Raw genomic sequence first — 14,164 nt, forward strand, 5'->3', positions numbered from 1 at the left:
CGCCAAGCACCACGCCGCATGCGAACGACGGCGCCAATACCCTCAGCGAAAGCTTCACTTACAAAGCCACCGACGCCCTGGGCCATTCCACCACCAGCACCATCGTGGTCAAAATCGTCGATGACCTGCCGACCGCCAACCCCGACGCGGCCTCGGTAGCGGAGGGTGGCATCGTCAGTGGCAACGTGCTGGCGAACGACTTCAACGATGCCGATGGGATTGGGGTGGTCGGCGTGCGTGCCGGTTCAGACACCTCAACCTCGGCCATCGGCGGCCTCAACAGCCAGATCAATGGCACCTACGGTTACCTGACGCTGGATGCAGCGGGCAACGCGGTCTATCACAGTAACCCGGGCGCCGTGAACGGTCCCGGTGCGACCGATGTGTTCACCTACACCTTGAGCGATGGCGATGGCGACGAGAGGACCACCACCATCACCATCGACGTGAACAATAGCTGCATCAGCGACAACGACGGCGACCTGGCCAGCTCGGTGTTGACGGTCATTGCGAACGCGCCACCGGTGGTGGTCGATGACCACATCATCACCAACGTTCTGTCGGGCAACATCGTGGTGCCAGGCGAGTTGCTGCTGGCCAACGACACCGATCCGAATGGCGATCCGCTGACCGCTTCGCCGACCACCGTCAGCACCGGTTGGATTGCCAAAGGCGCGGACTTCACCGGCACTAATCAAAACGTCAGCTTCACCGGCGGTAACGCGCAGGCGGTGACCCTCGCCCGCAGTGCATTCGTCGCCAACACGGCAGCCATGACGGCGGTGTTGGTCGTCAGTGGGGCGCTGGGAGCGGTCAACAACCCCCACGATGAGGACCGCATCACCGTCGACCTCAAACAGGGTGAAACACTCAACCTGGATCACAATCTGGCGGCCGGTCATGTCGCCATGGAGTACTCAATCAACGGCGGCGCATGGATAGCCCTCGCGGACGGCCAAACCCTCACCGCAACATCGGACAGCACCTATCAGATCCACATCACCAACATCGACAACGGTGGTCCGGGCAACAGCGGGAAGGGGGCGGAAAACTACCAGCTGACCATGACCGTCAACTACGCCGGTGCCCACGACATCACGCCCGATGCCCACGGCACCTACGCCGCCAACGACAGCCATGGCGGCAGCGACAACGCCGCCGTGACCATCACCTATCAGGACGGACACACCCTCACCGGCACAGCGGGCGATGATGTACTGGTGGCGGGCGCCGGCAACAACGTGATCAATGCCGGCGACGGCAACGACGTGCTCACTGCCGGTTCCGGCAACAACGAAATGCACGGCGGCGCTGGCAATGACTTGCTGTACAGCGGTGCGGGCAACGACCTGCTCGACGGCGGCACCGGCGTCGACACCGTGAGCTATGCCCACGCCACGGCCGGCGTCACGGTCAATCTGGGCGTGCTCGGTGCGCAGAACACTGCGGGCGCCGGGACCGACACCCTGACAGCGATCGAAAACCTGACCGGCTCGAACTTCAACGACAGCCTCACCGGCGACAACCACAGCAACATCATCAACGGCGGCCTGGGCAACGACATGCTCAACGGTGGGGGCGGCGACGACTTCCTCATCGGCGGCCTGGGCAACAACACCCTCACCGGCGGCAGCGGTGCCGACACCTTCCAGTGGTTCAAAGGCAACAGCGGCCACGACGTGGTCACCGACTTTACGCCGGGCATCGACAAACTCGACCTGTCGCAACTGCTGCAAGGGGAAAACAGCACCGCGGCGTCGCTGGATGACTACCTGCAATTCAAAGTCACCGGCAGCGGCGATTCACTGGTCACCAGCATCGACGTCAGCGCCATGGCTGGCGCTGCACCGAACCAGACCATTGATCTGGCGGGTGTGAACTTGGCCAGCCATTACGGCGTAACGCCGGGGGCCGGTGGGGTGATTGCAGGGGGGCACGATACGGCGACGATTATCAACGGGATGTTGAATGATCATTCGTTGAAGGTGGATACGGTGTGAGCTGAAATGACCCCTTCTGATCCTGGAACTGCCGGACGGCATTTGCTCTCATGAAAAACCAGAGCGAATACCAGCCAAATTAAGACTGCAGGGTTCCCCCTGCAACATAGAATCTCCCACATCTGCGTCGTACGCGATGTGGGAGGGTGGCTTGCCCGCGAAGAACGATGACGCGGTACTTCTGGCTAAATCACTTACCGGATACCGACTCCGTTCGAGTAGCCGGTCCTTACATGGATGTTTACATTGGAACCGCGGGCGAGGTAATGGCACCTTTTTTGGGGGCCCCTGAAGTCACTATGGTCGGTGGTGGACCAGTAATGATGATCGCCCATCGGCCAACGGCCACCGTAAGCCGCGTGAATCTCCCCAAGCTCTCCAAAGCTTGGAATTCTGAGCCCGTTGGCGCTCGCTCCGGCATTAATGCCTGCCCATGTCGAGTTACCCAGCCCTACGCACTGAATGACATTGGTCACTGTCACGGTATAACTTTTGGATTGATTGAATGAGTCCATCGCCGTGATGGTCGCCGATCCTCTGCCGCGGGCAACCACCAGGCCGGACGAATCGACAATGGCCACGCTTGTGTTACTGGAAACATAACGGTACCCCGGTTGTCCGCCACTTGCCTGGTACCGCACCGAGATACCAGCTGTCAACGCGGGATGTATTGTCGGGTAGTCCCGAAGAACGTAGGCCTTGCCACTCAGCGTTACGGGGTTGGTGTTGAACACCAGGGGCACCAGTACTTTAAGCGCTGCTGCTGGCGATTCTCGCTCCGGCGCTCCGGTTATACGCGTTACCAGATAGGTGACCGTAACGTCATAACCTCGATTGTTGATTGCCAGCACCCGGTCAACGTTGATTGTCTTGGGTGCCAACGTATCAATTCTCGAGTGTAGCGTTGTATCGCTGCCGCCAGGTCCCGTCCATCTCACTCTGACCATGTCGCCAATTGCCATGCCTTGATACTGAGGGATGGTCACAGGGACGCCGCTGGCAGGGACTCTCTCCGGGTCAAGAATGCCACCGACGACGCCAGTAACGGTGGGCGGCCCCAGCTTGAGCTCGACTACGACGTTAAAGGTATAGGGCGGTGATTCACGTTTCTCCCCCCCTTCGGCACGCGTTACATGGTAGACCACCGCAACGTTGCCCCCGGAATTGGCGATCGCGACATTTTTGGGCACGCTGAAGCTCATTTCACCCAGCTTTTGCAGCACTTGTGGGGCGGTGATCGTGGAGCCACTTCCGGGAGCACCACGCCAGCTGACGAAAACTGTGTCTCCGACGGCCATGCCACCATAGCGAGGCACCTTCACCGTAGCGCCACTGGCGGGCAGTATGAAAGGGTCAAGGGCGCCGCCTACCACACCGTCGACGCTGGGCGGGATCAGGACCAGTTCTCCCACTTGCAGCAACGTTAACACCAGTCGTGGAAACTCCTGTGCCAGGTCCGGGTTGTCGCCACCATCGAACGCAACCTTGGCAATCAGCGTGAGCAGTGATTTGTCGGTCAGCTGCAGGAGCCGTGCGCGCGGCAAAAAGGTACTCAAGCCCCGCTCGGCTTCTAATTGTGTAATGGTTTTGCCGTCGTACAAGGTGATGGTTTCAAGGCTGCCGTTTCTGGTGCCTTCGGCGTGTAACCAGACTTTCTGGCCCTCGGCGCTGTGGGGCCATTTGGCCAGGGTGGTCGTGGCATCACCGATGAAGGCGGCCAGTTCCAATACCTGGTCGTCGGGTGCCTGCGTGACTTTCGGGGTCGGCAGATCACTGAGAGAAAACTTCTGCACGTGAAGATTCAGCGGATCGGAAGCTTTCGGTTGGACATAGCGTTTGACGTTATAGGTGACCACTACGTCTCGATCCAGGTTGAAGGGGACCAGACGGGTAGGTATCTCAACTTCTTTAGGTTCAATCGTACGAACTTCTCTTTCAGGGCTCGTAAATGACCCCTGGCCCGGGGTCCCGGTCCAGGTGACGCTGAGTCGGTCATTCGTCTCCATGGTGGCATAGCGCGGAATTTTCACCGTGAGGTGGGTCAGCGCCTTGATCGGATTCAATGCGTTGCCGTCAGCCTCTTTCACCTCAGGCGCCGGCAATTCTCCAATCAACGTGCCGACGATCAGCAGCAGCCGTTCCGAGGTGTCGTATTTGCCGGTGGCCGCGCGTTTGAGGGTGTAACGGACCTCGACCTGTTGGTTCATGTTTGGCTTGATGAATTGCGCATCGATCCTGAAGGTCAATGGCTTGCCGACGAGACCGGTGGTGATTGGCATTCGGTCGGTGGTAGTGCCGACAGGAGATATACCCCTCCAGTAGTAGGTCAACTCATCTCCCTTGGCAGTCCCCAAGTAGGGGATACGCAAGGTAGCGTTGCGCGGTACCAGTGCTGGATCGAGTACGCCGTCCTGCGTTTCGTCTACCAGCGGGGCGGGCAACGTGGCCACTATTGTTCCGACTTTTACCGACAAATAATCGGATTCGTCGATCCTGCGGGCTTGCGCCATGTCATTGGACACCCGGTAAAAAAGGTCGAGCGTGCCGCCATCGAGTGGCGTGATGTGCGCATTCTCGACGAGCAGTGTGATGTGCTTGAGTCTGGCTTCGCCCGCAGTGACGAGATGGGGCACTTCATGCAAGTAGGGATTGTCATTGGCCATGCCCGACCAGACGAGGTTGATAAGGTCGCCGTCGGCCATCGCCAGATAACGGATATGCACGGTCGCATGGCTTACGCTGGGTTCCAGTGTGTCTCCGATGACTTCACTGATGGTCGGTGCCGGCAACTGCGAGATCTTGCCTTTGACCGTGGCAAAGGCATGTTTGGACGACAGGGGAGGGTCTCCGTTGGCCTTGATCAATACGTATGACGCATCCGCCGAGCCCATCGCAATGGCTTTGACATACTCATAGGGCACCTTGACCTCGACGTGGTCTGGCCCTTTGACAATTTGTATCGATTCTTTATAGCTGACCGGCTCGTTGGAAGAAGGGCGCGTACCGACCCAGGATACCTCGAGCGTGTCGTTGGTTTCGAAGTCATCGGGCTTGATGTCGATTTTCAACGTGACCGGGGCCCTGTTCAATTGGTCCAGATCGATAACACCGTTCAACGCTTCTACGATAAGAGGAGCCAGCAGTCGCCAGGCCCCGGCGTCGACATTCACTGGGGTGATTGCAGACCACTTTTCGCAGAAGTTGAACACTTCATCATAAACTTCGTAGCGCACCGGCAAGGCATTGCTGTCACCGCCGGTCAGGACCGTCGCTTGGTCAACAGTGATGGTGATCGCCTCCGTGCCTGCGGCCTGTTGCTCAGTGATCCGCAGAGAGGGGGCGAATACAGTCCCCCACTTCAGTCGTACCGTATCTCTTGCGGCAATTCCTGGGTAAATCGGCACGGTGATTGGAATACCGTTTTTTGCCCATTCGGCATCCACGCCATTTTTGATCACATCGGCGGGAAGCTGCGGGGCTTTCAGTTCTGAATGCCAGGCTTCAAAGGGTCGCTTGTCCGGCCCACCCGGGCGGTTGAGCTTGACCAGAATTCGCAGTGGCGCAGAAGTTTCATCAGGGGTCGTCGAGCCACTGCGAGTTATCTGGTAATACACTTTCTCAACCCAGCCCGAAACAATATCGGTAGACGATATGTAGAACAGCAGTCGTTGATCGACTTCTTCAGGCAAAACCTCTTTTTCATAGACCTTGAGATCGCCCCAGTAGATGTCGTGTCGGTCTCCTGCCTGCATGCCGCCATAAGGATCGATGTTGCAAAGCATCCCGGCGGGATGACCGGTGAGTACCGCAATGTTGACTCCACCATCACCACCCTCGATCTCTCGGATCATGCCGGCAATCATCAAGGGGTACGTGGCAAGGATAGAATCAGTGTCATCAAATCGAGAGAACAGGCCCGGATTGGAAAAGTCCATGGGAGCTCCTGAGGGGCATTACCTGACGGTGAGTCGTGGTCGCCCCTCAATCATGAAAACAGATGGCTGAAGGGGGAAATGAATCGCTGGGGTCAGGCGATAATGTTCACCTGACCCCGGCTGAGGCAGAGTTGCTGTTAAGCGTCTCGTGCCGGGTCAAAATCCTGCGCCGGGAGAAGACCGCCCCATGACACGCAGCGGTTGTTCTCTTTGCGTGCGACAAAGCCCCCATACACGACGGCTGTTGAAGGAGCGGGTCGGCTCTGAACCGTATAGATTTCAACAACCCCGCTGCTCAATGCGTTTTGCAACGTAGGGGGAATCATGCCGCCGTCGTAGGTCGCTCTGCCCCAAGCTACGACAGCGCCTTTGGTTTGGCCTTGATCGACCAGTGCGGCAAACGCACCGTTGGAGCAATACACTTTACGAATGGTGCTGGCCATCAGGACCTGGCGGGTCACGTCAGGAAGTGTGCCTCCCGTTGCAGCCAATCCCCAGGTGATGACATCTTTGGTGCGACCATCGGCATCGCGACTGATCAACACGAAGCTACCGTCATTGCGTACCAGTTCGATGTCGCCGCCATCTTTTGTTTCAACCCTGGACGACACTCGTGTCGATGCACTGGGGGCGGAGAAAGCCCCGAATGCCTCGGCGTCAGAGGGTTCGGCAACAGGGCTGGCTTCAAACAGTGATTCGATACGGCTTTGGGTGTCGCCTTCTTCAAAAAGTGCCTGTGCGTTCATGGAGGGTTCATCGACACTTTCTGTACTGGCCTCTACGCCCATGGCTCCCATGGCTCCCATAGCACCCATAGCACCCATGGCCATGCTTCGGGTCGGGATCGGCCCCCCGCCGTAACCTGCATATCCCCAGGCTGCTGCCTGACCATTGGCATTGATAAAACACATGGCCCAGGGGCTGGCTGCACACAATGCAAGTTTGCCCTTGGCGGCAAGGCTTGCTGCTGCTTCAGACATCGTGCCGCCGAAACTCGCATTCCCCCAGGTCACGGCTTTTTGCCTGCCCAGGGTGATTGCACAGAAGGCATGCTCATTGGCAATGACGGTTTGAGCGCCGTCATCGTCGTAGATTTTTTCCAGCGCAGCGGCCGGAATGACACCACTTGTTCCCCAGCCGATCAAGTTGCCCTCGGCAGTGATTGCGCAAAACGCTGTAGATGAGGCTACGATTCGCTCCACCTTCATCAAATTGAGTTCTGCCTGCACATCGGCCGGGATGATGCCGCCTGTGGCGACCGGTCCCCAGGCGTATACCTTGCCAGCCTTGGTTAGCACAACGAATGAGCTGGTGGTGGAATAGATGGCGGTTGGCGGGTCAAAAAACAACTTGGTCTGAATGGCCAATGGGACCTCGCCCCCCGTCGCCGCAGAGCCGATAGCGCCAATGGTGTGCTCGCCCGGTTTGGGGTTTCGGTAGATAAACGCCATTGACGTCTCGTTGGCGTATACCGCTTTGACATCCCTGATAATTGGCTTGTTGGCGGGCATGTTCGGACCCCAGACAAACAGCTGGTTACCGCTGCCTACCGGCACCAAAGCACCAAAGCTGCTATGGGTCGAGGACATAGTGGTGGCGGGGTTGTTCAACAGATAGTTCGCTATCTCCGGGGGCACTACACCACCGTAGGTACTGCCTCCCATGACGGAAACGTTCTGTGTAACCCGGTTCTTCAGCGCCAGGGCGCCCGCCGTGGTGGTGATCATCCCGTCCTTGGGGGTATTGGCGTGAAAGGCGTATTGGCCCCTTTGTTTGAGGAAGCTGTTTTCGCTCTCTTCATCCGAGATGTTCTGGAAACCACCGGTGAGGACGGTTATCGACGCGGAGAACGTTTCCACGCCTGTTTCACCCGACAGGGCGGCCGGCGTCACCGAAAATGTCAGTGCCATGCCGTCGTGTTCGGGTAGCAGCGTCAAGTCGAGTGTGGTGGCAACAATGTCGCCCGTCTCTCCTCCGTTGTACCAGCAGTACGTAGAGCCACTTTCGGGATTCTCGTCTGCGTTCTGGTAGATATAGCTGCCTGTAATCGTTCCGCCAACGAGTGGCTGACCCATGATGGCAACATTGGTGACAGTCGGTGCTGCTTTCACATTGATGCTCATTGCAATTCTCCAGGGATGAGTTTCCCCACGTGCAGGAAACACGGTTCAGTCCATCGGTTGTTGTTCACTCGGAATAAGAGATCTGGCCGTCGAGCGATTGAAGATCGGGGGCGCCTGATCCCCAGGCGTACACACTGCTCTGCTGAGTCAGGAGCACCCAGTGAGGGCCTGCGTTGTAAACCCCCGCAGCCTCGTAGCCCTCGGCAATGCCTGCGTTGATCCCCCAGGAAACCACGGTCAGATCCTCCAGCAACGCGCAGAAAGATCCGTAAGATGCCGACAGCGTCAGCACTGGCCCAAGCTCGCGAGGGATCGTTGCCCCCTCGACCGGTTCTCCCCAGGCGACCAGCGAGCCATCCTTTTTCAGGGCGCAGAAGGCAGTAGTGGAACCGGTCACATGCTGCACATTTTGCAAGGTGCCTGGCGCAGTGCCGCCAAACCGGGCGTTGCCCCAGGCAATCGCCGATCCATCAGCTTTTAATGCGGTAAACGCTGCGCTGGTCGCGCTGATATGCGTTACGTTGAGAAGCTGCTGCGCAATCTTTGCAGGAATCTCCCCGCCATGATCCTGCGAACCCCAGGCCGCTACCTTGCGGTCGGTCTTGAGGGCTGCGAACGCACGATTGGTCGCACTCAGGCGTGCGGCACCATTGGCGGCAGTAATATTCAGGCCCAGGGGCCAGGTCTCTCCCCAACTAAAGACTCGTCCGTCACTCAGCAATGCGCTGAAATCGGTGGTATTGCCGATGATCTGTTTCACTTGCCTGAGCTGTGAACTGATCGCGGTGGGAATGACGCCGCCGAAGTCTTTATGACCCCAGGCCACGAGGCTGCCATCGACGCGTAGCGCGACAAATGCGCCGCCACCGCTGGCGGCTATTTTTTTCACGCTCCTGAGTTGAGCTTCGACGGCGGGAGGGATAGCCCCCCCGAACTCGGCAGCGCCCCACGCCCGGACAGTGCCATTGTGTTTGATTGCTGCATAAGCGAGCCCGCCGGCCGTGACGTAGCTCACATCAGTGAGACCGGCAGGGGGGAGCATTTCGGTGTTGTCACTCCAGCCAAAAACGCTGCCGTCATCCCTGGTGATGCAGCCGCTGTGACGTTTCGCCAGGTTGAACACCCCCGAAATGTTGCCAGGGCGCAGAACGTGTTTTTCGATGAGCGTGCCTTGGTCTTGCAGGGTGACAATCAAGGGCCGCTCAGGCTCGATGTCGAGAAAATACTCCCCCGCAATGCCGGTGTTGTCGCCTTCATAGGTCCACAACACTTCACCGTTGCGAGTGACGTTTCCATTCAGGAGTGTCGGGTTCGAGTAGTAATGAGGACCACTGGGCGAGCGACTACCAACGATTTGCAGTACAGGTCGAGCTTTGCTGATTTTCAGGGTCAGCGTGTTCGAATAGCGAATTTTCTCCGAGGGTCGGTTGACTTCGTACCAGACTTCGACAATGCCGCGGCGATTGGGCAAGAGGTGGTCGGTGACGAATCGGCTGTCAAGCGTGAATGGCACAGGCTCACCTGCGGTGTGTGATGTCAGGGTGATCGAATCACTGATACTGCCGCTGGTTGATCCCAACCAGGTGAATCTCACCACGTCTTCAGCTTCTGTAGCTGTGTAGGGAATCGTCAGCTGAAATCCAGTAAGGACATCTTCGGGGTTGAGTGTGCCGCCTTGTTCCTTCTCGACTTCAGGTACTACAAGCTCCAGCAATGGGGCTCCGATGATGAGAGATTCCAGATGAATGGATTCACGTTTGGTGGAGGTTTCGTCATCACCAATCGAATGGATCAGGTAGTACAGATCAAGTTTGCCATCCTTGATCGCGACAATATGTTGACCGCTCACATTGATGGGGATCGGCCGCCGATTGAGCACATCGTTGTTGCTAATCGGATACCGCTCCAGCACCGGATCGTAACTGCCGCTGTCGTGTTGCGTGCCTACCCACCTGAGCTCAATTTCCTGCCCGGCAAACATCGACTCATCGAATGGAATGCTGACGGTGGTGCTCGCGAGGGTAGGGTCAAGTGCACCTTGGCGCGCATCGTCGGCGACGGGCGCTGCCAGGCGATTAGCTTCACCGATGATGTCAATGAATCGCCCTTTTGATTTCAGGTCTTTCGTCCCATCCTGCTTTTCAAGGTGATAGGAAAAAACAGCCTGGGTCTGGGCGAGTAAACGTACGGCAGCATTTGGCAGCTCCACCTCGACGATGGTATCAGGCTGTCTGTCGATGGTTTTGGAGACATTGATATCCACCGCCGGGCCTTCCAGCGGGTTGCCCTTGAGGTTGACAACAATGATGTCGTCTTTATCAAAGCTGGGTTTTTTCGCGTTGATCTGGACAATGACCTTTTCGCCGCCCAGCGTATCGAGATCAAGTTCCTGGCCATCCGCTTGCTTGACCACGGGTGCATCGAGTCGTGAATTACCGGTATCAACCTCGAGCCACTGTGGGGCGCTCCAGTCTTCGGAATGGTTGTTCACAATATCCCTGACATAAAAGGCGACTGCCAAGCCTTCTTCGTCAGAGTCGCCCACCAAAAGAATGGTTTCTTCGTCAACGGTAATGACGATGGGGTTGTTTGCCGGATCCTTGATTTGCAGTTCTGTCACCGGGGCCGATTCGACAATTCTCCAGCCCCAGCTCAGCCTGCATATATCGCCCACCGCAATATTTGGGTAAACCTCTTTTTTTGCGCTGCCCGGCTTGGTCATGATGGTGATGGGTACACCGTTTTTGGCGGTTTCTTTGTCCACGACTCCGCCAATGATTTGCGGGTCAATGAACATGTACAGTTCAGAATGTCCTGGCGTACTGCCATTTTCATCCTTGCCGCCAGGTCTCTCGAGTTTTGTGTAAACGCGGATTGGTGTTTCTGGCGCGTCGGACCCTCCACTGAATCGCGTAACGCGGTAGTTCAGCGCATAGGAGCCTGTGGTAAGGCGCCAGGGCTCAACGAACAAGGTCACACGCTGTTTGACTTCATTGGCATCAATAACGTCTTGAGCGACTTCAATGCCATCGAGCAGTAGCACGACCTTGTCACCCACCTCCATTTCGTCCCATGGCTGGATTTGGCACTTCAATCCGTCATCCGGATTTACGCCTTGGACGGCGGCGATGTTAATCCCCCATTCCTCCGATGGAAGTGCGGGCTCGGTGCGGTCCGGGATGTCTAGTTCGGGCAATGATCTGACATTGGTGGGGAATTGGGAGGCCATCGATGCAACTCCGGTCAAGGAATAAGTGACGGAGTTATTAGGTCTCTAAGTCGCGTTGGTGGCTACTGTCACATTTGACAGTTAGATGATGGTTTTCGACGAACGGTCGAACCCCTCACATCGGCTCAGGCGGCCCAATCAACCGCCCCATCACCCCAAACAACCCCAACTCCCGGATCACCTCCAACTCCCCCTTGGTCTCCACCATCTCCGCAATCAACGGCAAATCAATACTGTTGGTTGCCCGAAATATCGCTTCGATAAATAGCCGTTTATCACTCTGCTCATCAATGTGACGGATGTACGCCCCATCGATCTTCAAGTAAGCCAGCCCCAGTTGAGTGAGGTTGCCGATCTGGCCGAAGCTGCCGCCGAAGTGCTGCAGACCGATGCGGTAACCGGTGTTGAGCAGGCTGTGGCTCAAGCGTTGCAGTTCTTCCTGAGGTGGCAGTTGGCGTTCGTCGATTTCCAGAGTCAGCAACGGCGCGAGTTCGGGCAGCGATTCGAGCATGTCGAGGATATGTTGCAGCTGCGCTGGATCGCGCAGGGTGCTCCCGGACAGGCTTAACGCCAGCGGCCAGCGATTGACGATGAGGTAGTCGAGGGTGGCTTCGAGCATGGCCAGGTCGAACCGCGCCGACCAGCCGAGTCGCTCGATCCACGGCAGAAAGTGCCCGGCGGCAACGGCCTCGCCCTGCGGGTCGAGCAGGCGCGCGAGGACTTTGTGATGCAGTACCTGACTGGTGTCGGCGCATTGCACCACTGGCTGGAAATACAACTGCATCTTGCCTTGGTTCAAGGCGTCGTCGATCCAGGTTTGCCAGTCGTTTTGGGACGGGGTCGGCGCGGTGATGGAATCGGCCAAGTGGACCCACGGGCGCTCGGGATGTTGCCGGGCTTCGGTCAACGCCTGATCCAGTCGCGTCAGCACGTCACTGGCGGGCTCACCGGGATGGTAAGGAGCGATCCCCAAATGCGCCACCGGCATGGAGTCGCTGGCGCCGGTCAGGCGCAGGTTTTCCAGGGTGGCGCTGATTTCGCCGGCCAGGCGTGCGGCGTCGGTGCTGTCCAGGCCTGGCGTCAGCAGGCTGAATTCACCGCCGCGATTGCGCGCGGCAAGCCAGGTGCGACGTTCCGGTGGCTGGGTCAGGCGCTTGAGTAATTCACCGACGGCGCTGATCAGCGCATCGGTGCGCTGGCCACCCAAGCGTTGGTTGAGACCGACCAGATCGTTGATTCGCAGCATCAGCAAATGGCCGTCGCTGCTCTGCTCGGAGACCAGCAATTCGTCGGCCAGTTCTTCATCCAGCAAGCGTCGATTGGCCAGGCCTGTAAGGCTGTCCTGGTACGACTCGGCCCGCAGCTTTTCACTTCGCGCGACCTCTTCGGCGAATAGCGCTTTGAGCTTCTCGACCATCTGGTTCATGGCCAATACCACGCGTTTCAACTCCGGTGTGCGCGGCAGTTTCGGCAGGCTGAGGAACTCGCGTTTGCTGATGGCTTCGGCCTGTTTGACCATGGTGTCGAGTGGGCGAAATTGCCGGCGCAGCAACCAGCCACCAAACACGGCACTGAGCAGGCCGCACACCAGCAACCAGATCAGGCTGCCGAGGGTGCTGTCCCAGAGTTTGGCCAGGGCGAACTGCGGATTGCTCAACACTTCGACCCGTGCCGCCTGCACCCAGCCGCGCATGATCAGCGCTTCGCCACCGGGAGGGTGCAGGTTGACCAGGTTCACAAACCAGGCGGGAACGCCCTCGATTTGCCCCGGCGCACTGCGCTCCACCAGCACCTGCGCATCCTCAATGTTGATGATTCGAATGCTGCTGAAATAACCGCTGTCGAAAATCGAGCTGACCATTAATTCAATCATGGCCGGGTCATCGATTTGTGCCGTCAACGACAAACCCAACGCGGTGGCGGCGTCCTGGGCGTGGGAGCGCAACTGGCCGAGCATCTGGTCGCGAGAGCTTTCCAGGCTGACAAAAAAACTGCCGCTGAACGCCACCAGCAAGAACAGGCAGATGGCGAGAAACAACTGTTTACGCAGTGACATAAATCGCTCCTTGCTCAGGTGGCTAGCCGTCGCCCACGGCGAACCCTTCGGCCTGCATCTTTTTCAGTACGTCCTGCCAGCGCGACAGTTTTTTCGAGTCGCTGCTGCGTTTGCCGCCATTGGCGCCCGGCAAGTACAGCCCTTCGGCATTGAAGGCGTACACCGGCAACAGGTCTTTGCGTTGGGAGGCGGGGCGGACCTCGCCGATCAAGTTGTCCAGCACCAGCGGATCGGCCGTAGGGCTGTTGTAGAACGTCAGCACCATGTGCGCCTGGTTCTGGGTCAGGGCTTTCACGTAGGTGATGCGTAGTTTTTCGCTGGGAATTCCCAGGTAGCGCAGGCTGAAATATTTCGCCAGTGCGTAGTCCTCGCAATCAGCGGCACCCTTGATCAGGGATTCGACGGGTGTGGCCCAGTAATCGGTCTGATGCCAGATGCGGGTGTCGTCCAGAAAGCTCAGTTGCTGATTGAAGAAGCGATTGACCGCGTTCAGTTGCTCGCGCTCGGGGGCGTTGACTTCGCTTTGCAGCATCTGACTCCAGGCCTCGATCCGTCCCCGTCCTTGGCCGAGGGTGCCGTAGCGATCTTCGGCGGTTTGCAGAATCTGCGTAAAACTCCAGTTGGCCCCGACACTGCCCAGCCCGGCCAACAGAAAAGTGATCAGCAACAGCCATCCGCCGAGCCGAAGTCGGAGCGTTGACCATCCTGGACGACGCGGACTGCGGGACATGTCTGGCCGCTCGGGTGCAGATGCCTGAAGTCTAGGCGGTGTTTTTGGGGAGGCAGGACAAATCGTCGGTTGGTGGTGGTGGTGGTGGTGG

Annotated in this window: 6 protein-coding genes; 1 reads left to right on the forward strand and 5 read right to left on the reverse strand. The window is 58.0% G+C overall.

Going from position 1 to position 14,164, the window contains the following annotated elements:
- Positions 1-2,000, forward strand: a 2,000-nt coding sequence (locus VD17_RS23885; RefSeq protein WP_259674591.1) for a type I secretion C-terminal target domain-containing protein, incomplete at its 5' end; no start/stop codon positions are given.
- A gap of 194 nt (positions 2,001-2,194) precedes the next feature.
- Here VD17_RS23885 and VD17_RS23890 read toward each other — a convergent pair.
- From VD17_RS23890 to lapG, 5 genes are all read right to left on the reverse strand, one after another.
- Positions 2,195-5,935, reverse strand: coding sequence for an Ig-like domain-containing protein (locus tag VD17_RS23890; RefSeq protein ID WP_046055965.1), 3,741 nt, complete (start codon positions 5,933-5,935; stop codon positions 2,195-2,197).
- 137 nt (positions 5,936-6,072) lie between these two features.
- A complete protein-coding gene (locus VD17_RS23895) occupies positions 6,073-8,058 on the reverse strand; it encodes a hypothetical protein (RefSeq protein ID WP_046055966.1) in 1,986 nt (661 codons plus the stop codon).
- A gap of 64 nt (positions 8,059-8,122) precedes the next feature.
- Entirely contained in the window at positions 8,123-11,287 is a 3,165-nt protein-coding gene (locus tag VD17_RS23900) for a hypothetical protein (RefSeq protein WP_185753206.1), read from the reverse strand.
- Between the two features lie 115 nt (positions 11,288-11,402).
- Positions 11,403-13,343 (reverse strand): cyclic di-GMP receptor LapD, encoded by a 1,941-nt coding sequence (lapD, locus tag VD17_RS23905; protein ID WP_046055968.1) that lies wholly within the window; start codon positions 13,341-13,343, stop codon positions 11,403-11,405.
- A 22-nt stretch (positions 13,344-13,365) separates the two neighbouring features.
- The gene (gene lapG / locus VD17_RS23910; protein ID WP_046055969.1) at positions 13,366-14,073 is read right to left on the reverse strand and encodes a cysteine protease LapG; all 708 of its coding nucleotides are present in this window, start codon (positions 14,071-14,073) and stop codon (positions 13,366-13,368) included.
- Between the last annotated feature and the right edge of the window lie 91 nt (positions 14,074-14,164).

Origin of the sequence: Pseudomonas fluorescens (genome assembly GCF_000968015.1) — a bacterium.
Taxonomy (GTDB): Bacteria; Pseudomonadota; Gammaproteobacteria; order Pseudomonadales; family Pseudomonadaceae; genus Aquipseudomonas; species Aquipseudomonas fluorescens_W.

What these genes read in the sequence shown, in the direction of transcription:
- VD17_RS23895 (WP_046055966.1), bottom strand. Translation starts at nt 8,058, where the DNA reads ATGAGCATCAATGTGAAAGCAGCACCGACTGTCACCAATGTTGCCATC.
- lapD (WP_046055968.1), bottom strand. Translation starts at nt 13,343, where the DNA reads ATGTCACTGCGTAAACAGTTGTTTCTCGCCATCTGCCTGTTCTTGCTG.
- VD17_RS23900 (WP_185753206.1), bottom strand. Translation starts at nt 11,287, where the DNA reads ATGGCCTCCCAATTCCCCACCAATGTCAGATCATTGCCCGAACTAGAC.
- VD17_RS23890 (WP_046055965.1), bottom strand. Translation starts at nt 5,935, where the DNA reads ATGGACTTTTCCAATCCGGGCCTGTTCTCTCGATTTGATGACACTGAT.
- lapG (WP_046055969.1), bottom strand. Translation starts at nt 14,073, where the DNA reads ATGTCCCGCAGTCCGCGTCGTCCAGGATGGTCAACGCTCCGACTTCGG.